The organism is Desulfurobacterium sp. TC5-1 (assembly GCF_000421485.1).
Lineage (GTDB): Bacteria > Aquificota > Aquificia > Desulfurobacteriales > Desulfurobacteriaceae > Desulfurobacterium_A.
This window is the reverse complement of sequence record NZ_ATXC01000001.1, coordinates 1,372,355-1,391,086: the sequence shown is the minus strand read 5'-3', so window position 1 is coordinate 1,391,086 and position 18,732 is coordinate 1,372,355. Positions and strand designations below refer to the sequence as shown.

21 protein-coding genes and 1 tRNA gene are annotated in these 18,732 nt (G+C 38.6%); 4 read left to right on the top strand and 18 right to left on the bottom strand.

Annotated features, from left to right (window positions below):
* Positions 1 to 63 precede the first annotated feature (63 nt).
* Both H153_RS0107305 and H153_RS0107300 read left to right on the top strand, forming a co-directional pair.
* Positions 64 to 1,782 (top strand): proline--tRNA ligase, encoded by a 1,719-nt coding sequence (locus H153_RS0107305; RefSeq protein WP_022847483.1) that lies wholly within the window; start codon positions 64 to 66, stop codon positions 1,780 to 1,782.
* 60 nt (positions 1,783 to 1,842) lie between these two features.
* A tRNA-Glu gene (locus tag H153_RS0107300) sits at positions 1,843 to 1,920 on the top strand.
* Between the two features lie 367 nt (positions 1,921 to 2,287).
* Here H153_RS0107300 and H153_RS0107295 read toward each other — a convergent pair.
* From H153_RS0107295 to H153_RS0107225, 15 genes are all read right to left on the bottom strand, one after another.
* Positions 2,288 to 3,553, bottom strand: coding sequence for a thymidine phosphorylase (locus H153_RS0107295; protein WP_022847482.1), 1,266 nt, complete (start codon positions 3,551 to 3,553; stop codon positions 2,288 to 2,290).
* A 9-nt stretch (positions 3,554 to 3,562) separates the two neighbouring features.
* A complete protein-coding gene (locus H153_RS0107290; RefSeq protein WP_022847481.1) occupies positions 3,563 to 4,108 on the bottom strand; it encodes a site-2 protease family protein in 546 nt (181 codons plus the stop codon).
* Positions 4,109 to 4,241: 133 nt separating this feature from the next.
* Positions 4,242 to 4,847, bottom strand: coding sequence for a TIGR00296 family protein (locus H153_RS0107285; RefSeq protein ID WP_022847480.1), 606 nt, complete (start codon positions 4,845 to 4,847; stop codon positions 4,242 to 4,244).
* Positions 4,844 to 5,998 carry a serpin family protein gene (locus tag H153_RS0107280; protein WP_022847479.1) on the bottom strand — a complete coding sequence of 385 codons (1,155 nt, stop codon included), beginning with the start codon at positions 5,996 to 5,998 and terminating at the stop codon, positions 4,844 to 4,846. The genes H153_RS0107285 and H153_RS0107280 overlap by 4 nt, the downstream gene beginning before the upstream one ends.
* An 18-nt stretch (positions 5,999 to 6,016) precedes the next feature.
* Complete coding sequence (gene rseP, locus H153_RS0107275; RefSeq protein ID WP_022847478.1) at positions 6,017 to 7,297, bottom strand: RIP metalloprotease RseP; 1,281 nt, start codon at positions 7,295 to 7,297, stop codon at positions 6,017 to 6,019.
* A complete protein-coding gene (gene holA, locus H153_RS0107270; RefSeq protein WP_022847477.1) occupies positions 7,297 to 8,253 on the bottom strand; it encodes a DNA polymerase III subunit delta in 957 nt (318 codons plus the stop codon). The genes rseP and holA overlap by 1 nt, the downstream gene beginning before the upstream one ends.
* On the bottom strand, positions 8,246 to 8,797 hold the full coding sequence (locus tag H153_RS0107265) for a 4Fe-4S dicluster domain-containing protein (RefSeq protein ID WP_022847476.1): 552 nt from the start codon (positions 8,795 to 8,797) through the stop codon (positions 8,246 to 8,248). Before H153_RS0107265 ends, holA begins: the two co-directional genes overlap by 8 nt.
* Complete coding sequence (locus tag H153_RS0107260) at positions 8,794 to 9,375, bottom strand: YqaA family protein (protein WP_022847475.1); 582 nt, start codon at positions 9,373 to 9,375, stop codon at positions 8,794 to 8,796. The genes H153_RS0107265 and H153_RS0107260 overlap by 4 nt, the downstream gene beginning before the upstream one ends.
* A 64-nt stretch (positions 9,376 to 9,439) precedes the next feature.
* Entirely contained in the window at positions 9,440 to 10,273 is an 834-nt protein-coding gene (locus H153_RS09605; RefSeq protein ID WP_022847474.1) for an MBL fold metallo-hydrolase, read from the bottom strand.
* Position 10,274: 1 nt separating this feature from the next.
* Positions 10,275 to 10,625, bottom strand: a complete 351-nt coding sequence (locus tag H153_RS0107250) for a hypothetical protein (RefSeq protein ID WP_022847473.1) — start codon at positions 10,623 to 10,625, stop codon at positions 10,275 to 10,277.
* Positions 10,626 to 10,676: 51 nt separating this feature from the next.
* Entirely contained in the window at positions 10,677 to 11,447 is a 771-nt protein-coding gene (locus H153_RS0107245; RefSeq protein ID WP_022847472.1) for an energy transducer TonB, read from the bottom strand.
* Positions 11,419 to 11,802 carry a biopolymer transporter ExbD gene (locus tag H153_RS09980; protein WP_022847471.1) on the bottom strand — a complete coding sequence of 128 codons (384 nt, stop codon included), beginning with the start codon at positions 11,800 to 11,802 and terminating at the stop codon, positions 11,419 to 11,421. The genes H153_RS0107245 and H153_RS09980 overlap by 29 nt, the downstream gene beginning before the upstream one ends.
* The gene (locus tag H153_RS09975; protein ID WP_022847470.1) at positions 11,774 to 12,325 is read right to left on the bottom strand and encodes a MotA/TolQ/ExbB proton channel family protein; all 552 of its coding nucleotides are present in this window, start codon (positions 12,323 to 12,325) and stop codon (positions 11,774 to 11,776) included. The genes H153_RS09980 and H153_RS09975 overlap by 29 nt, the downstream gene beginning before the upstream one ends.
* Position 12,326: 1 nt before the next feature.
* On the bottom strand, positions 12,327 to 13,226 hold the full coding sequence (locus H153_RS0107230) for a universal stress protein (RefSeq protein WP_022847469.1): 900 nt from the start codon (positions 13,224 to 13,226) through the stop codon (positions 12,327 to 12,329).
* A gap of 18 nt (positions 13,227 to 13,244) precedes the next feature.
* Positions 13,245 to 14,372 carry a homocysteine biosynthesis protein gene (locus tag H153_RS0107225; protein ID WP_022847468.1) on the bottom strand — a complete coding sequence of 376 codons (1,128 nt, stop codon included), beginning with the start codon at positions 14,370 to 14,372 and terminating at the stop codon, positions 13,245 to 13,247.
* Positions 14,373 to 14,464: 92 nt separating this feature from the next.
* Between H153_RS0107225 and H153_RS0107220 the strand changes: the two genes are divergently transcribed.
* Positions 14,465 to 15,415 carry a prenyltransferase gene (locus H153_RS0107220; protein ID WP_022847467.1) on the top strand — a complete coding sequence of 317 codons (951 nt, stop codon included), beginning with the start codon at positions 14,465 to 14,467 and terminating at the stop codon, positions 15,413 to 15,415.
* 5 nt (positions 15,416 to 15,420) lie between these two features.
* Here the strand turns inward: H153_RS0107220 and H153_RS09590 are convergent, their stop codons facing one another.
* The 3 genes from H153_RS09590 to H153_RS0107205 form a co-directional block, all read right to left on the bottom strand.
* Complete coding sequence (locus H153_RS09590) at positions 15,421 to 16,758, bottom strand: coproporphyrinogen III oxidase family protein (protein ID WP_022847466.1); 1,338 nt, start codon at positions 16,756 to 16,758, stop codon at positions 15,421 to 15,423.
* Positions 16,759 to 16,858: 100 nt separating this feature from the next.
* Entirely contained in the window at positions 16,859 to 17,464 is a 606-nt protein-coding gene (locus tag H153_RS09970; protein ID WP_022847465.1) for a hypothetical protein, read from the bottom strand.
* Positions 17,465 to 17,476: 12 nt separating this feature from the next.
* Complete coding sequence (locus H153_RS0107205) at positions 17,477 to 17,842, bottom strand: response regulator (protein WP_022847464.1); 366 nt, start codon at positions 17,840 to 17,842, stop codon at positions 17,477 to 17,479.
* 138 nt (positions 17,843 to 17,980) lie between these two features.
* On the opposite strand from H153_RS0107205, the gene surE reads away from it, so the two are divergent.
* Positions 17,981 to 18,730, top strand: coding sequence for a 5'/3'-nucleotidase SurE (surE, locus tag H153_RS0107200; protein ID WP_027720082.1), 750 nt, complete (start codon positions 17,981 to 17,983; stop codon positions 18,728 to 18,730).
* Positions 18,731 to 18,732 lie beyond the last annotated feature (2 nt).

The following is an 18,732-nucleotide window of genomic DNA, read 5'->3' as shown; positions in this document are numbered from 1 at the left end:
CATTTTTGGTAACAGGTATAATATCATCTCAGATCCCTTTCCATTAAATTTCCGGAGGTTACCATGCGTTTTTCAAGGCTCTTTGCACCGACTTTAAAAGAGTCACCTGCAGATGCAGAAATACCAAGTCATAAGCTTCTTATTAGAGCTGGATTTATAAGAAAAAAGGCTGCTGGCCTTTACGATATTCTTCCTCTTGGAGTTAGAACTCTTTTGAAGATTGAAAAGATAATAAGAGAGGAGATGAATAGTGCCGGTGCTCAGGAGGTTTCTCTTCCAGTAATGCATCCTTCTGAGCTGTGGATAGAGAGCGGTAGATGGAATGTTTATGGAAAAGAGATGATTAAGTTTAAAGATAGGCATGAGAGGGATTATGCCCTTGGACCAACAGCTGAAGAGATGATAACAGACCTTGTAAGGAAAGAGGTAAGGTCTTATAAGCAGCTTCCGCTTAACCTATATCAGATAGGTAAAAAGTTTAGAGATGAGATTCGTCCCCGCTTTGGTCTTATGAGATGCAGGGAATTTATCATGAAGGATGCATACTCTTTTCACGTTAGCGATGAAGATGCTGAGAGAGAATACTGGAATATGTATGAGACCTATTCAAGAATATTTAAAAGAATGGGACTTAACTTTAGAGCAGTTGAGGCTGACACGGGCGAGATAGGGGGGAAGTTTTCCCACGAATTTATGGTTATTGCAGATACGGGAGAAGGAAAACTTGTTTATTGTGAAAAGTGTGGTTACGCTGCAAGCACGGAGAAGGCGGAACAGTGCAAAGCGGTTATTCCAGAAGATAGAGAATCTCTCTTTAATTCTGTTGAGGAAGTTTACACACCTGATGTTAAGTCGATTGAGGATGTTGCAAAGTTTCTACGTGTTAAAGAATCTTCTCTTGCCAAGTTACTTGTTATTATTGTTGAAGGTAAGCCGTATGCGGTTCTCTTAAGAGGTGATAGAGAGATTAACGAACTTAAACTTTCAAGGCTTCTTAAAGTCAAAGATTTCCGGTTTGCCACTGATGAGGAAGTTAAGGAATTAACAGGGCAGGAGCCAGGATTTCTTTCACCTATGAATATAAAGATTCCTCTAATTGTTGATGTTTCTATTGCTGAGATGGTTAACTTCTATACTGGAAGTGGCAGAAAAGATTATCACCTGAAGAATGTTAACTGGGGAAGGGATTTTCCTGTTGAAAAGTTCAATGACATTTCGGAGGTTAAAGGTGGCGATAGGTGTCCCCGTTGCGGCGCGCCTCTTATTGAAAAGAGAGGTATTGAGGTGGGACACATATTTAAATTAGGCACAAAGTATAGTGAAGCTATGAATTGTGTCTTTGTAGATGAGAACGGTAAAGAGAAACCCATGGTTATGGGATGTTACGGCATAGGTGTTACAAGGGTTATGGCTGCAGCTGTTGAACAGAACTATGATGAATGGGGAATTATCTGGCCTGTCGCAATAGCACCTTTTGAGGTAGAGGTAATTCCCGTTAATGTTAAAAACAGTCAGCAGATGGAAATTGCAGAAAGAATTTATAAAGAACTTGTTTCAAAAGGCATTGATGTTCTCATGGACGATAGGGATGAGAGGGCTGGATTTAAGTTTAAAGATGCTGATTTAATAGGTATTCCTTATCAGATTATTGTCGGTAGAAAGGTGTCTGAGGGTGTTGTTGAGGTAAAAATTAGAAGAACCGGTGAAAAGAGAGAAGTACCTGTAGAACAAGCGGTTCAGGAAGTTTTAAATTTGATAGAAGTTGAAGTAAAAAATTTGTAAAAAAATTCTTTTCTGGGGGTTGACACCCTCCCACTCTTTTCTTATATTTCCTCATGCGTTGTCCCCATCGTCTAGCCCGGCCTAGGACACCGGCCTTTCACGCCGGCGACGGGGGTTCGAATCCCCCTGGGGACGCCAATTTAATTTTTAAACTTGATTTAAAGGGGAGCGGAAGTTTAGTCTTCATCATACCCCCCTTTTCCCCCTCCCTCCCCTTTATGGAGAAAGCCGGCACCTGCAGGTGCCGGTATTTTTTATTGTTGTCATAACTAATTTTAAGACTTTGTCTCTTAAATGGCAATACTATATATAAATCTTATTATTAACTATCAAAATTAGCCTTATCATAAGCTTTTTAGTTTAACCTAACCACAGCTAAGTGGTTAATTAAGCTTGTAAAGTATTAACAAATTTTAAATTATCTTGAATGCTATGTATTCCATTGTCTCTGAGAATCTTGTTAGATGGTTCTGTTTTTTGAAAAGGTTGTTTTTTTTCGTTCCGGTTATATCCGCTCTTTTATTATATTAACGTTTCTTTTTTCGTTTCCAAATTTGATTGCCTGTAAAAACGAAGCTTTAAATTCTTCTACATTTCCCCTGTTATAGATTATTTCACCTACAGGTTCTCCCCTCTTAACGTAGTCACCTATTTTTTTGAAAAATCTCAGACCTACTGAGTGGTCTATTTCTTCTCCGGCTTTCCTTCTTCCTCCACCCATTTCTATTATCAGAAATCCCAATTTTTCCCCGTCTATCTCAGTTATGTAGCCGCTTTCTTGAGCTTTAACAAGAGCTCTTTTTTTTGAGATTTTGAGTTCTGTTGTTCCGCCCAAGTACTCTATCCACTCTGCAAATCGATTAAGGGCTTTTCCTGAAAGTATGATTTCTTCGGCTTTTCCTTTTCCCTCTTTGAAGCTGCCGGTCTCTGTTATTTCGTACAGAACACCGCTTAGAGAGGTTACGACCTCTAAAAGGTCGCCAGATATATCTCCCGATAGTGCATTCAGAGACTCTATCACTTCTATTGCGTTTCCTGCCGTTCTTCCAAGGGGCTGGTTCATGTCGGTTATAAGTGCTCCTGCTCTCTTTCCGTAGAGTTTTGATACGTTTACAAGGCCATTTGCAAGGGCTCGTGCTCTTTCCATCGTTTTCATAAATGCACCGGTGCCCACTTTCACGTCGAAGACTATTGCTTCCGTGTTGACAGAGAGTTTTTTGCTTAATATGCTTGATACTATTAGGGGAATACTTTCAACCGTTGAGGTAGCATCTCTCAATGCGTATATCTTTCTGTCTGCCGGTGCTATTGTATCTGTCTGACAGGATATTGAAAAACCGAATTTTTCCGTGACTTCTTCTATTTCTGCTTTTGAGAGTGTTACTTTCATTCCAGTACTTTCTAACTTGTCCGCTGTTCCTCCTGTAAATCCTAAAGCTCTTCCGGATAGTAAGACAGCTTTAAATCCCATTTCTGCTAAAACCGGTGCTATTATAAGGGATACCTTGTCACCTATACCGCCTGTGCTGTGTTTATCAACGATTGTTCCGTTGCAGCTTATATTGATCGTCTCACCACTTTTAAGCATTGCGTCTGTAAGGTAAAGGGTCTCTTTGTCTGTCATTCCTTTGAAAAAGATTGCCATTAGGAGGGCGGCCATCTGGTAGTCAGGAATTTCACCGTTCGTGTACTGCTTTACAGCCTCTCTTATCTCTTTTTCTGTTAAGATTTCACCGTCTCTCTTTTTCTTTATTATCTCTTTAAATACCATTTTTTCTACCTAAAATAGGTTTATTCCGACAATTTTTGCCATTACCATACTTATGCCGTTTATCATTGATATAAAAACAGATGTAAACGGTGGGAGTATGATAATTGCTATGAGAATTAGCATTCCGTAAGGTTCGTACTTTTTGATTTTTATTAGTGTTTCCACCGGAAGGAAGTATTCAAGGATTCTGTATCCGTCAAGTGGCGGAATCGGTAGCAGGTTGAATATGCCGAAACCTATATTAATGAAAGTTCCCCAGGTTAGAAATATTTCGAGTGGTAGTTTCACAGCTTGAGGTATTGATAGAGGGGTTAAAATTTTTAGAAAGATGAGGAATAGTAGTGCACTTATGAAGTTTGCCACAGGTCCTGCAAGTGCTACAAGTAGCATTCCCAGCCTTTTGTTCTTTACATTTCTGAACAAAAGAGGGTTAACAGGTACGGGTTTTGCCCATCCAAAGTGGACTAAGAGAAGCGCTATGAAACCAAAAGGGTCTATGTGTGCTATGGGATTAAGCGTGAGCCTTCCGTGGATTTTCGGCGTTATGTCTCCCAATTTATAGGCTATGTAGCCGTGGGCGAATTCGTGGATTGTTAGTGCCCACAGAACGGCAGGTATTCCTATTATCCATTCGTTCAGATTGATGGCTTCCTCCTTAATCTAAAAGGTGTTATTCAATTTATCTCGTTTATATATTTTCTTCAACAATTTTACCGTAAGGTTCAACCTCTTTGAAAATCTGTCCCTGAAATCTGTAAATTTTGCAGTAGGGGCTTTTCCAGCAGTCCGGTGGCATTCCTGCTTTTATGCAGGTTTGCGATAGAAATTCCCTTTCGTTCCAGCCCCACTCTACCGGTACCTGTGGCAGGAGAAGACCGCTTGTGAAACCACACCTGATTATCAGTCCGTCCCTTCCAACTTTTATCATTTCAGGCAGTTTTTCCGGTGGTGCTTCTATAAGTTCTGGTGGCGTTAAAACGGTTACTTCAAATGTAACGTTGTCGAGTTCTTCAGGTGACATTGGAGGAAATCTCGGGTCTCTTGTTGCTGCTGATATTGCTGCATCAATCGTTGCTTCAATAAGCGGCATTACAGGTTCGGGAAATCCTATGCATCCTCTTAGCTGGTTGTGAGGGTGGGTTTTTATTGTGACAAAGACACCCCTTTCTTCAAAGAGCTCTTCAGGTGTGTTTTCCGGAACGGGAAGTTTCATGCCTTTTGTCAGGAGTGTTTCAACTGCGGCTCTTGCAACTTTTACCAAAAATTTTCCTTTTTCAATGTCAAGCAACTTCATTCTTTTTCCTCCGGATTACGGACGCTTCCTATAAATAAAATAGTGCCTTTTTTGTCGCTTATGGTGAAAATAAAAGGTCTATCTACTCTGAACACTTTTCCTGGCTCCGGTGGAATGCACTTTAATCCAACAATTACGGCTGTTGCTGCGGCTGCTTCTGTTCCATTTTCGTTAACATCTATGAACGTCTGGTGGATTGCTTTCTGGATGTAAAGATTTTTTGTTCCATCCATATTTTTAAAGTTCGCTTTCCATGTGAAGGGTAGTACTACGTGAAGTTTTACAAGGTACTTTTTCAGGTAAAGTCTCTCTTTTATGTGAAACTTTGGGAGATAGAGTTTAATAAATTTCCTTTTCATTGCTCTTTTGATTTTTCTGTAGTTTTCCAGCGTTAGATTGAAATTTTTTTGAGGAACGATAATTGTCATATCAAATCCACTTCTGTACGGTATTGAAACGGCTTTTACGTCTTGAGATTTGTATATCTTGAAGTAACCGGTTGTTTCCATCGTTGGGACAGAAATTGTTTTATTACCGGTAAAAAATGGCCTTTTTTTCGTGTTGTTTTTGTTGAAAGGTTTCTTCCAGCTGTCTTTGAAGTAGATGGCGTTAATGTTTATGAGTCTTGTAAGCCTGTTAACATCGCTCGGGTGTATGAGATCTTTTATCTTTCCTTCTGTTGCGTTTTTCACGTCGTTGTTTATAAGCTTTATAGCCAGATATCTCTTTTCAGAATCTATGAAGTCAACTTTTTTAACCTCTGATAGGTAGTAAGTTTTTACGATGTTTATGTAGCTTCTGAGAAAATTGTACCTTCTTTCAACATAGAGACCGTTGAAAATTTTAAGGGGCGTTTTTATTTTTTCTTTAAGTTCTTTCAGCACAGCTTTTCTGAGTTTGCACTTCTCTGGATATTCAAAGCCGATTTTCAATTCTTCCTCTGTTTTTCCGGCAGCTCCTTCATATATGGGGCCAAACGCAAGGTATATGCTGTAGGGTGATAAAAAGCTGTTTTTTGCTTTGTTTGTTACGTTAAAAAGGTTTATTGAAAATCTGTTTACAGACTGTTTCAGGTTGAAGCTTTCCATTCCTTTTGCTGAAAACGGGAAAAGCGATGATAGTGCAATCAGTGCAGCGATGATTTTTTTCATGTTAGCCTCATAAAAGGTTTAGTGAAACAGCCGCATAATATCATTATAGAAAACAAGCACCATCAAAAATCCCAATATGGCAAATCCTATCTGCTGGAATCTTTCTCTGAATTCTACCGATAGGGGTTTTCTCCTTACCCACTCTATCAGGAACATGAGTATTAGACCGCCGTCAAGGACGGGAAGTGGAATGAGATTGAAGTATCCAAGTTGAAGACTTATGAATGCCATAAAGTAGAGAAAGCTTGATAGTCCTGCCTTTGCGGCTTTTCCTGCAACCTGAGCTATCATTATTGGACCGCCGAGGCTCTTAACAGAGGCTCCCCCTGTGAGGAGTTTTTTCAGGAACGTAAAGAAGAGAGACGACTGTGATAGGAATTCTTTGAATCCCATCTTTACAGATTCTGGAAACGGATAGCGAACAAATGTCTGGTCTATCTTTGGCACGATACCGATTATGTACTTTTTGTACTCTTTGCTGTACTCTGGTTTTACCTTTAACGTTAATTTTTTTCCATTCCTTAAAACTGTAATTGTTAAAACTTTTCCGTTGCTTGATTTTATTATGTTAACGACCTCTTCCCAGCTTTTTATTTCCTTTCCGTCTATTTTCAGAATTATGTCGCCTTTTTTAAGTCCCGCTTTCTCGGCGGGGCTGTTTTTTGCCACCTGGCCGACAATTGGTTTTAGTGCCGGAATTACATTTATAAATCCGGTTCCCGTCTCGTTATCCTTTTCCGTTTTAACGTTTACCGTTATTTCTTTTCCATTTCTTTTAATGAGAAGTTTCAGCGTTTTGTCAGGGTTAAGTGCAACTATTTTTTCAAAGTCTTCCCACGTTTTTACCTTTTTTCCGTTTACCTCTTCTATTATGTCGCCCTGCTTCAGTGTGGAGTTTGCAGGGACAAATCCAACTTTTGGGGCTTTTATGCGATATGTTGGAATGTATCTTCCGATTGTGTAAACGGCTGAAAAGAGAAATATTGCAAGGAGAAGGTTCATTACAGGACCTGCAAGGGCTATTACTATTCTCTGCCAGGGAGGTTTTGCATAGAAATCTCTATTGCTTTTGACAGGTTCGTCCGGATTTTCACCTGCCATTTTCACGTATCCACCAAGGGGAATTGCGGCGATGACATATTCCGTTTCGCCTATCTTTTTCTTTAGTATAGGGGGGCCAAATCCTATGGAAAATGTTTCAACTTCTACATCAAAGAATTTAGCTGCCGCGAAGTGGCCTGCTTCATGGATTGTGATGAGAACTCCAAGTGCTATGACAAAAGCTAAAAGGGTTACCATTAACGTTCCTCCTGAAATATGATGTCTTTAAGTGCTTCTTCCGGCTTTTTTGCACCGGTTTTTATTGAGAATTCTGCTTCGTGAATTGTGCTTAACTTTTTGTACAGAGTTTTTAACGGTATTCCTCTTGTAAGAAGGTTGTACTCTTTTACTACAAAAGATGGCAGTTTAACAGGTTTTCCTAATTTTACTTCTATTATCTGTCTCATTTGTGTCTGCAGTAGGGCTATTAAACTTAGAGGTTCGCTTTCTTGAAGAATTAGGTTGAGGTTTTCTATGTATTCCCGTTTTCTGTTTCTTACTATTTCCTTTATGAGCGAAAATACATTTCCCGATTTTGCAGCAAATAGCAGTTCACTTACCGTTTCTTTCGTCAATGTTCCCGGGTAACAGATGAGCTTGTCGGTTTCTACTTTTAAATTCTGCAGATTGCGCCCCACAGAGTCTATGATGAAGAGAATGGTTTCGTCGTCAATCTCCTTTCCGGCTGTTTTGAATTTCTTTTTAAGAATTGAAAATAGGCTTTTTTTATCGAAAGGTGTTGCGTTTATGACTGTGTCAACAGTTGATAGTATCTTTTTAAAGAGTTCTGTTTTAAGAGTTTTGGGTTCAAGCTTCGATTTTGAAACTAAAAGGTATTCTTCTTTTGTTTTGAGAAAAGAGAGAAATTTCTCTTTATCCTGTTTTTTTCTAAGTTTTCCGCCTAAATGTTCAATACCTATGACTATGGGAAATGTATATTTTTTTGAGAAAAGATTTGCACTTTCAGTTGAAAATAATCTATTTAAGAAGTTTTCGTCGTCAACGTAGATTTTTTCCGTATCAAGTTTATCTGTGAAGAGTTTAACTATCTGTTTGGTCAGATAATACTCTTCACCGTGTATGAGGAATTTTCTTTTATCGGGTAAGTTTTTCTTATATTTTTTAATAAATTCTGCTGCTTTTATTTCACTCATTTTCAACCTTTACCATAATTATGGATTTAGGTTCGGTTGGACAGGCGTTTATACACCTTCCACATCCCTTACACTCTTCAGGGTGAAATTCTGGATAGCTTCTATCCCTTATGGTTATGGCTTTATCTATATTCGGGCAGCTCCAGTAACATGTAAGGCAGAACATCTCTTTAAACGCAACGCATCTATCCTTTAATAGTTTTGCAACGTACCTATATTTTTTAAGGTTTTCAAACTTTAGAGCACCGGAAGAACAGCTTTCTATGCAGGTGTAGCACTGTTCACAATAGTTGTTGTCAAAGTTCATAAAGGGTGTTTCTAAAATAATAGGGTTTAGCTTTTTATACTTTTCAAGTACGCCTGTTTTGCAGTTTTCCACGCATTTACCACACTTTTCACACAGTGCTGTGAAGGTATCTTCGTCGGCACTTCCCGGTGGTCTTACAAGGTTTTCGGTTGTTTTTGATACTTCGTATGCAAATTCTGCTGCTGCTTTTGTCACAGAGCTGAATAGTTCCTTGAAAAAGTCTCTCCTTCCTCTCATGGAAGTTTACCTCTCTTTATCCTTCTGTATGCAAGGAACAGAATAATTATCAATGCACCGGAAACGGTAAAAATGATATTGAGGTTATGTTCGACAAAACCGGTTATCTGGCTTCCGTAAAAATAGAATAGAGCGGCCTCAGCGAAAAACCGCAATCCTCTCCCTATAACGGAGAATATTATAAGTTTTGGGAGGCTTGCGAATAGAACACCTGAAGTTATTGTAAACAGTTTGTAGGGTAAAGGCGTAAATCCTGCTGTGAGGATTATCATACTTTCGTAAGCTTCGAAAAGGCGGTGAACCCTGTTTACTTTTTCTTCACCGAAAAATCTTATCGCTAAAGGTTTTCCCCCTTTGTATCCAATAAAGTATCCTACAATACCACCGAGCGTTGAAAAGATTGTGGTTATGAGTGCGTAAAAGAACGCTTTTTGAGGGTTTGTGGCACACAGGGCAATTAGAAGGACATCAGGTGGTATTGGGAAGAATATGGCTTCGATAAAGCTATTGAGGGCAAGTCCCGCTATGCCGTACTTTAATGCAAAGGTCTGCCAGTAGGATGGATTGAAAAGTTCCATTTTCCTGCCTTTTGAAATGAAGTTTCAGAATAAATATATGTTTTTTTTACCGGGAGGCAGGCTTTTAATTTTCTCCGAATATTTCGTCCATTATAGATCTTACCGGAGATTCCTCGTATAAAAGGTCTATACCACATTTTAGTTCTGACAGAAAATCGAGAGCAGTTTTTACAAATTCTTCTGGAATTATTGAGCCATGCTGGGGGGCTATTGCTTTTATGTTAAAGGGGCTCACTTTGTTGACAAAGTACTTTAAAGCTTTTTGAGAGGCCATATAGTAAACATGGAAATACATCATTTCATTTTTATGTTTTTCCATGTTTTTAACTATAAGTTCCCATCTGTTCTGGATTGCTGCGAATATGTCCCCGGAAAACAGAATTCTGCTTCTTGAATCGTATGTTACGAATGCGTCTGGAAAGTGAAGGAAAGGTGCACTTAAAAATATGAGAGTGCTACTATTTCCTATGTCAATTATAGTATCGTCTAACGGACTAACGTCAAGCCAGTTTACATTTTCTCTGTCAAAGCCATAATAGGGGATTAGCACTTTGGTTCTCGGCGTTGTTATTACCGTGATTTCGGGATTTATTTTAAGCCATTCAGGTAAAGAGCCTATAACGTCAGGATCCTGATGGTGTGTTATTATGTGTGTTACATTTGCCGGATTCCCCACAATTTTTGTTACTCTGTCTTTAACCTGTGGAAAGTGTTGTATGCCTCCCGGGTCTATCAGTATGTTTATTCCTCCTGAGGAAATTAAGTACGCATTGCACCTGAAAATAAATTCTTCAGCACTGCCGACCCATGCAACTTTGTAGTCGGGAGATTCGTAAAGAATTACAGGATTTGTTAAATCTATTTTTCCTTTTTTAATCTCTTCTATTTTAAGTGCCATTTTATACCTCTTCTGCTATTGCTTTTGAGTAGTGGTGAAGCATGTACCTGGTGTATCCTAAGTTTGCATCTTTTTTAAGCACCGCTAACTGGAAAAATTCATAATTGTAAAATATTCTTATAAGAATTGTTATTTCAGATGTAGTCATAAGTATTTCTTTTGGAATACCTACTGCGTATTCGCCCAGTGAATGGTATATGCTTATATAATTTTCTACGATAGACTGTATGTTTTTGAGATTTTTCTCAGTTTCTTCACCAGCAATTGAAAGGAGTTCTCCGTTAAATTTCACCGCTGCGTATCCTGTTATGTAAGGTATTTCTTCCATCGCTTTTTCGGCGAGTCCGGTCATTTTGCCCCCTCCTGTAATTTTCTTCCATTATACAATAATGTTTCTTAATTGCTACATGTTTTCTTCATTTTTGGTCAGTTTGTATATTACGTAAACGGGAATTTTTATCTGGCTCTTTTTGACTTCTGGTGGAAACGGCGGGAATTTTGCCTTTTTTGCCGTTTCAACGGCGTTTTCATCAAGTATCGGGAATCCTGATGATTCAGCCACCTGAACATTTACAAGCTTTCCGTTTCTATCGACAATCAGGATTAGTTTTACGGTTCCCTGAATTCCCATTTCTCTTGCCACCATTGGATACTCTTTTTTTTCTTCCAATCGTAAGATTACGGAGTTTATGTATGAACGTTTCCAATCAAGGAATGAGAAAAGACTTCCACCTACTTTTTGGCCCTTAGTTTCCTGTTGAGTGTTTGTTGGCTGTGTTGTTTTTTCTTCTCTCTGTTTTACTGCCGTTGTGTTACTTTCTGTTTCCTGCTGTTTTTTATTTTTATGTTTCTTTGGAATTTTTTGTGCATTTTTAGAGTGTACCTTTTTTGTGGTGATTTTACTGCTAACTTTTTTCTTTCTTCTTTTGGCTGTTTCTTTGATATTACTGCTTTTAATTTCTGTAGTTTTTCTCCTTTTCTTTTTTTTGAAAGTAGAAGTGGAGTATGTTTTTAGAGATACCTTTATTTTTCCTTTTCCACCAGACAGGGAAAATAACTTTCCTGTGGAGTAACTGTTTGCTGCTATGATTTTTAAAAGTGTAAGATGCAAGAAGAGAGAGAAAACCATCGTAATTATGAGAATTTTATTCCTTGAGGGTGAGTAGATTGACATTGTTTATGCCTGCCTCTTTTAATCTGTCTAAAACTTTCATGAATGTTTGATAGCTTATGTTTTTATCGCCTGCTATGTCAACCTCGGCTGTTTTTGGAATTTTCTCTATGTCGTTTAATGTAGATGTTTTTCCGTTTATGAGTATTATGCCGTTTGGTTTTATTTCTATTGTGTATGTTTTCTTCGTCTCTGTTACTTCCTGTCCCGATTTTGTGGCAGGAAGAGTAACTGATACCTGGTGCTTCTGATAACTGTTTGTCAGGAGGAAAAAAATAAGGAGAAGAAAAACCATATCAACAAGGGGCGCAATATCAAGAATCGAACCGTTATCTTCTCTCTTTTTGAACTCTATCACCGTAAACCTCTATCAATACCTCTTCCATATCCTGTTTCAGGGCAAGTTCAATCTTCTCTATCAGATTTGTAAGGTAAAAGTAACCGAAGTATGCTGGAATAGCAACGCACAAACCTTCTGCCGTTGTTAGAAGTGCTGTCCATATTCCATCTGCTAACTGGGCAGGATTAACACTATATCCACTTCCGGCAACATTGTGAAAGGCTTCTATCATTCCTATAACGGTTCCAAGGAGGCCGAGAAGAGGTGCTATAGAAGAGGCGAGCCTTATAAAGCCTACCCCTTTCTCGCATTCGGCTATTATCATTGAACCTCTTATACTTAGAAGATTTTCTACAACTTCAATAGACTGATTACCAACAGATTCTATTACCCTGCGTACTTCTGGCTTAAAACCATGTTTTTTAACCTTTCTGTAAAACCTGTTGAGAGAGAAGACTCGTTCCAAGAACACGCCAAGCGTAACGATGGAGAGAAAAAGAATAACATATCCTACAAAGCCGCTTTTAGCAAGAAGTTCCATATTATTCCTCGTCTTCTATTAGTTCTTCTATCGTTTTAGCCTCTCTTTCAGGAGGAACAAGAAGAACCGGAATGTCAGCGTCGTCTGTTACTTTTTGGGCAACACTTCCAAACCAGAACAGGTTGTATTTCATCCTTTTTTCTTCGTGGGTTCCGATGATTCCCATTGCTATCAATGTGGCATTTTCGTTCTGGGCTTCGTTAAGTATTGCATCAGCCGGTTCATCATTCCGCAGGATTTTATAGGATACATTTTTAACGCCGGAAGATTTTATGTGGTCTGTTATCTCTTTAAGCTTTTCTTCTATTTCGGTGCTTTCACTTCCGTTTTTGAGAACGTGAACGACAGTTATTCCGTCGATTAGCGGCTGGAATTTCAGGATATACTCAATCATTCTAAAGGAGTTTTTGGACAGGTCTGTTGCTATGATTATCTTCTCAAAAATGCTTACTTTTTCGTGCTCTTTAAATGTGGATGGAAATATAAGAACAGGAAACGCGGTAACTTTTATGAAGGTGAGGGCCGTTGAACCGAGACTGCTAAATAGGATTCCGAAGAAGCTTCTCCTCTTCCTGTGTCCTAAGATTACAAGGTCGGCATTTTCTTCTATCGCCGTTTCAAGTATTTTTTCTACCGCTTTTCCCATTTTTACGTGGTAGGAGGCCTCTATGCCGTATTCCTCAAGGAGAAGCTGCCATTTTTTGAATCCCTCTTCTGCCTTCTGTTTTTCCTTTTCCAATTCGCTTTTTAGCAGTTCGCCTGTTTTGGGAACAATAACCTTTTCAGGTTCTATTACATAAAGAAATACAATCTCTTTAAGTCCTGCTTTCCTGAGTTTTATTAATTCTCTTAAAATTCCAAATGAAAACTTTTCAAAGATTGTTGGAAACAGTACCTTCATTATTACCCCCTTTATGTTTTAAACTTTAACTATTTTATCAAAATCATACCCGTTTTTTAGTTTCTGTGCTATCTCTCTTGCTCTTTTGATAGAAGATTGTCTGAAGGTTATTTTGTATTCTTTTCCATCTATCATGACCGTTCCAATATCTCCTTCTACTGCGTTGAAGGGACACAGGTTGATACATCTGCCGCAGAACATACAGTTAGTGAGAAATCCTTCTTCTTTTGAGAACGCTTCTGCCGGACAGTGTTCTTCTATAAGGCAGGGATTGCACTTTTGGCACTTTTCTCTGTTAAATTTTAAGGTATCGTCAAATTTCCAGACGTCACTGTAAGTTAGCGTGGCTATAGGTTTTCTTCCTACAACGTTTGCCACTAAAAGAGGGATGTTTTCATGCCTCTTTTCTGTGAGTTTCTTATACTCTTCACGGCTTTCTACTGACTTTTTTATACCTAACCCTACGTAGTATTCTGTTCCTCCGCCTGTTTTGAATAGACCGAAGTACTCTTTCTTAACGTCTTTTAGATCGCACATGACCGAGAGGTTTGGTTTTTTAGGTGTGCTTCTTGTTCCGTTTCCTGTAACGATGCCTACCGTTCCTGCGATGAAGATTTTTTCACCGGGTTTTACTTTGAAGTGTTCAAGGGGATTAAGCGCACCGCAGCCTGAGAATGTGAATTCACCTGGATTCAGTTTCTCTGCTGAGAAGATGGTTTTTACGGGTTTATCCGATACAAAACCCATGTAGTTTTTGACACACACTCTGGTGAAGAGGAGTTTTGTGTAGGAAAAATCTTCAAGGGATAGGTTTCTTTCAATAGTTTCTGTTGAACCGTCCATTTTTTCTGCTGTAACGATGGCTTTAACGCTTTTTCCGCTTAAAAGTTTTTCTACAAAGAGGGGCCTTGAGGCTATTCCATCTGCTATTCCAAGTGTTTCGTTTGGAGCGGGTCCAGTTAGAGTTTCTTCGCCGTCTATTGTAACTTTTATAGCCTTTTTGAACCTTCCTGGTTCTGCAAAGGGAAATTCAAATACAAGGGATACGGCAGAAACGATTGCAAAAGTGGCACAGGTAACGGCATCAACTTCTCTGTAATCGGGAAGCCGATTCTGCAGTTCTTCTATCGTAAAAACGCCTTCCATTCTGCCTCCGGAGATATTTTACTCTTTTTTCTGATTTGAATGATAGGACTAAACCTTTATAATAAAAGTGACTTAATATCAGGGGTGGTGGTATGACGTTTACAGAAAAGTTGAGAGCTTTTGTGAGATTGTCAAAGCCTTTTAAATTTTTAACGATGGTCTATCCGTTTCTCCTTGGGACGGTGGTTGCCATATGGGATGAGCGGCATATCGATGTAGGTCTTTTTGTTGTAAGTTTTTCTATTTTGATGCTTGCCGTTGAGTGTGTTTACGTTCAAAATGACGTTGCCGATTTAAAAACGGATAGTGAGAATCCGTCAAAGTTTACAGGCGGTTCAAAGGTGTTAGTTGAAGGACTCATCTCGCCCAAAGAGGCTCTTTTCATTGCTTACGCTTCAGGTATTCTTGCCGTTCTGTTGGGACTGGTGTTTGTTTTTAAATACAGATTTTCGTGGAATTTCTATTTTCTCTGTTTTGTTCTCTTTCTTATAGCGTACGGTTATACGGGTTGGCCCTTTAAGTTTGCCTACAGAGGGCTTGGTGAGATTGTTTTAGCTTTTACAAATGCGGTTGCTCCGACGCTCATAGCTTACATGTTTCAGACAAGGCACTTTTCATGGCTTCCAGTTGTGATGGCCCTGCCTTATATGATTTCTGTTTTTGCACAAAAAGTTTTGAGGGAGTTTCCCGATTATGAACCTGATAAAAAAGCTGGAAAAAGAAACCTTGTAGTCAGATTTGGAAAAGATACTATGGCCAATGTTTATATCGCTTCTCTCTATATTTATCTGATGACACTCATTTTCTGTGCCGTATATCTTCTCCATCTTGGACTTTCAATAGTTGCGACGATTCCCATCGCATACCTTTTTGTTTCTGTCTATAGACTTATAAATCTTGCGAAAAATAGAAGGGATTTCTATAACGATTACGAGACGTTGAAGTTAATGAACGGAAAGGGATTTAAGTTAATGTTTGATACAAATATTGTTCTTATACTTGTCCTTGGTGTTGACCTAATAGTAAAAGTGGTGAGAGGTTAAGCCTCTCATCCACTAATGGAGTACGCTTTGTCGGATTCTTTTATTAACTTTCTAAGTTCCGCTTCGATTTCAGCGGAACCTTTCTTTCCGATAAACCTCAGGCGATTTGCATATACGAAGAACTGCCTGAGCATTATTAGGAATGCATACATACCCCTTTCGGTAGTGTAAACGTTACCTCTCTCTTCCGTTACTATACCCATGAGTTTGACAAATTTAGATTCCCACCAGAGAGCTCTTTCGTACTCTACACCAAATCTCTCTTTAAATTTCTCTTTATTAAGCCTTCTTCCAAAGAGACTCATCATCATGTAGTATCTCATGTGGTCTTTGAAAGCCAACTTGTAAGAGCGCATTATAGTCGGAAATTTCCCTTCTTTTATGAGAGATATGTAGAGAGGAATGGTATAGGCGTTCATGTTTACATAACCATTTGCGAATGAGAAAGAGCCACATCCAACGCCTATGTAATCCTGATAATCCACAATGTACTCGTCAATCATGTCTATTTTCTTATCTTCTCTTTTTCTTGAGAAGCACCATGAAGATGCAGGGATGTACTTTTCTCTCATTGCAGGAAGAACAGTGTTAAAGTACATGTACCTTTCTTTATTGTAATCAACCTGCCCCATCTGTTTAATGTTTTTCACGTTCTGTTCTGCCACCATGAGTGGATAACAGGTTATCTGATCGGCGCCAAGTTCTATGGCTGTTTCAAGGTCTGATTTGAGTATTTCTGGTGTTTGTGTTGGAAGGTTAAAGATGAAATCAAGATTTACAATTCTGAACTTTCCGATTATTTCTTTTACCCTTTCTTTGATTTCTTCGCCGCTTCCGTATTTTTCGTATCTACCTATCTCTTTCAGAAGTTGATTGTTGAAACTTTGAATGCCTATAGATAGTCTATCAAGTCCGGCGTTCTGAAAGATTTTTACAGTTTCATCAGAAATCCTCGGATTTGCTTCGATAGAAATTTCTGTAATGTTGAATTCTTTTCTTATGAATTCAAGTATTTCTGCCAGTTCGTCAGGAACAGTTGTAGGTGTTCCTCCACCTACATAGGCAGAATTAAAGTCGTATCCCAGATCTCTGTACATTTTAATTTCTTCTTTTACCGCTTCGAAATACTCTTTTATTGTATGTCTGTATTTGTTTATATCGTAGCTATTAAAACAACAGAAGGGACACACTTCTTCACAGTAAGGAACATGAATGTAAAGAAGCTTTTTTCCCCTGCTGTTCATGTCCTCGGCTGGAGGTTCGCCAACAGCTTTTCGGAACTTTAAGGTTCTTGAAAGTTTGTATCTCATTGCAGGCACAAGGGCTGAATTGATAATATTCATTCAGGCCTCCTAATAGGTTTAGAGCAAATTTTACGGGTAATTATAGTTTATAGTTATAGAAATTTCCAAGGATTTCATGAAACATAAATTAAAAATGATATTAGTCTTTATTTAATAATTCAAAGAAGTCCATAAAGCCAATGGTGAACTTTTCCTGACAGGGTTCCTTCATGGGTTGTAGTTCTGCTGTCTGGATTTCGTTTCTGTGCTTAACAATTCTGTTAAGAGCTTCTTTCCCCGTGAAAACTTCTTTTGTTATTTTGTCTAAAAAGTAAGCATCTATGTATTTTCTATCTTTTAAGTATAGTTTACCTTTAAAAGTTGCACTCTGGAGGTTAACCACCCAGTTGCTGTCAAGGGAAATGAGGTTTAAAAGGAATTCTTCTATCCAGCTCTTTTCACCGGGCGTTATCGCTTCTATCTCTTCAAGCATTTGCATTACACAGTAAATATCGCAGGACATTCTATTTTCCACTTTATTTCTTAATGGGAATATGTCTAATTTTTCTATCTCTCTTCTCCTTTTTATTATTTCTTTGAATGCTTCAAAATCTTTTAGTGTTTTATTTTTCTTTTTAAGTTCGGCAGCAACGATCATTTTGTTTTCGACATATATTGCACCCTCACTTTCCGGAAGTTTAATAGATATTTCCCATGGGTGAAATGCTTTAAGAGCAAGAAAGAGAACTTTTTCTATTTCAAGCATTCCTGCTTCTCCTTATTTGAATATCTTTTCTAACTTCTCTTCTAATTCCTCTGAAGATATGGGCTTTTTAAGGAATTCGTCAAAGATATCTTTATGTTTTTTGTATTCTTCTGGATACATCGTCAAAGCTATTACTAAAGTTCCAGGATATTTTCTTTTTATATGCTTTGCAAGTTCTATACCGAGACCGTCTTTTAGTTTTATATCTGTTATGACAATGTCATAATCTCCTTTGCTCAATTTTTTGATAGCTTCCCTGTAGCTTGCCGCCTGGTCAAGGATGTCAAAATGAATTTCCCTCTTTGATTCTAAAATCTTTAACGCCTCTTCCATAACGAGCCTTGTAAAAAGAACATCATCGACTATTAATGCCTTCAATGCAAGCCTCCATTTGTATCATATATTATCTCAAATTCTGAGTCTATTTTGCAGGGTAAATATGCATTAGATTTAATTTTAGCTTAGAGGATATATATTTATGATTTCTGTGAAATTATAATAAAGTGAGGTTTTATGATGAAGATTCTACTTTCAAACGATGACGGCATTCGTTCTGAAGGTTTGAAAGCCCTGTACGACGCGCTTTCCACATTTGCTGATGTTGTCGTTGTTGCACCTGATAGAGAGAGGAGTGCCGTTGGCAGGGCTTTGACGCTTCACAGACCGATAAGGTGTGAAAGAGTGGCGGATAGGTGGTACGCCGTTGATGGTACACCCACGAGTTGCGTTTACATAGGTGTACATGCCGTTATGAACGGGAAACGCCCCGATATGATTATTGGTGGTATTAACAGGGGGCCCAATCTTGGTGAGGATATAACCTATTCAGGTACCGTTTCTGTTGCTATGGAAGGTGCACTTTTAGGTATTCCTTCTATTGCTTTTTCCCTTGCCGCTTTTACCGATTTTCACTGGACTGCAGCGGCTGAATATGCAAGGAAGATTACACTTAAGGTCGCGGAGAAAGGGCTTCCGGAGGGATGTTGTTTAAATGTGAACATTCCAAACCTTCCTTTAGAAAAAATAAAGGGAATCAAAATGACAAGACAGGGCAAGAAAGCTTACAGTGAGAAGGTAGAAGAGAGAAAAGATCCCTGGGGAAGGAGTTACTACTGGATAGGAGGGGAAGAACCGAACTGGAAAGCGGAACCAGGAACAGACTACTGGGCCGTAAAAAACAGTTTTGTCTCAATAACACCTATACAGCTTGATTTAACGGATTATAAGGCACTTTCAATTCTTGAAACTTACGATTGGGAAAAATAAAA

Bases quoted from the DNA above. Each gene is read 5' to 3' on its own strand.
- H153_RS0107305 (WP_022847483.1), top strand. From the start codon at position 64: ATGCGTTTTTCAAGGCTCTTTGCACCGACTTTAAAAGAGTCACCTGCA.
- H153_RS0107295 (WP_022847482.1), bottom strand. From the start codon at position 3,553: ATGGTATTTAAAGAGATAATAAAGAAAAAGAGAGACGGTGAAATCTTA.
- H153_RS0107285 (WP_022847480.1), bottom strand. From the start codon at position 4,847: ATGAAGTTGCTTGACATTGAAAAAGGAAAATTTTTGGTAAAAGTTGCA.
- H153_RS0107280 (WP_022847479.1), bottom strand. From the start codon at position 5,998: ATGAAAAAAATCATCGCTGCACTGATTGCACTATCATCGCTTTTCCCG.
- rseP (WP_022847478.1), bottom strand. From the start codon at position 7,297: ATGGTAACCCTTTTAGCTTTTGTCATAGCACTTGGAGTTCTCATCACA.
- holA (WP_022847477.1), bottom strand. From the start codon at position 8,253: ATGAGTGAAATAAAAGCAGCAGAATTTATTAAAAAATATAAGAAAAAC.
- H153_RS0107265 (WP_022847476.1), bottom strand. From the start codon at position 8,797: ATGAGAGGAAGGAGAGACTTTTTCAAGGAACTATTCAGCTCTGTGACA.
- H153_RS0107260 (WP_022847475.1), bottom strand. From the start codon at position 9,375: ATGGAACTTTTCAATCCATCCTACTGGCAGACCTTTGCATTAAAGTAC.
- H153_RS09605 (WP_022847474.1), bottom strand. From the start codon at position 10,273: ATGGCACTTAAAATAGAAGAGATTAAAAAAGGAAAAATAGATTTAACA.
- H153_RS0107250 (WP_022847473.1), bottom strand. From the start codon at position 10,625: ATGACCGGACTCGCCGAAAAAGCGATGGAAGAAATACCTTACATAACA.
- H153_RS0107245 (WP_022847472.1), bottom strand. From the start codon at position 11,447: ATGTCAATCTACTCACCCTCAAGGAATAAAATTCTCATAATTACGATG.
- H153_RS09975 (WP_022847470.1), bottom strand. From the start codon at position 12,325: ATGGAACTTCTTGCTAAAAGCGGCTTTGTAGGATATGTTATTCTTTTT.
- H153_RS0107230 (WP_022847469.1), bottom strand. From the start codon at position 13,226: ATGAAGGTACTGTTTCCAACAATCTTTGAAAAGTTTTCATTTGGAATT.
- H153_RS0107225 (WP_022847468.1), bottom strand. From the start codon at position 14,372: ATGGAAGGCGTTTTTACGATAGAAGAACTGCAGAATCGGCTTCCCGAT.
- H153_RS0107220 (WP_022847467.1), top strand. From the start codon at position 14,465: ATGACGTTTACAGAAAAGTTGAGAGCTTTTGTGAGATTGTCAAAGCCT.
- H153_RS09590 (WP_022847466.1), bottom strand. From the start codon at position 16,758: ATGAATATTATCAATTCAGCCCTTGTGCCTGCAATGAGATACAAACTT.
- H153_RS09970 (WP_022847465.1), bottom strand. From the start codon at position 17,464: ATGCTTGAAATAGAAAAAGTTCTCTTTCTTGCTCTTAAAGCATTTCAC.
- surE (WP_027720082.1), top strand. From the start codon at position 17,981: ATGAAGATTCTACTTTCAAACGATGACGGCATTCGTTCTGAAGGTTTG.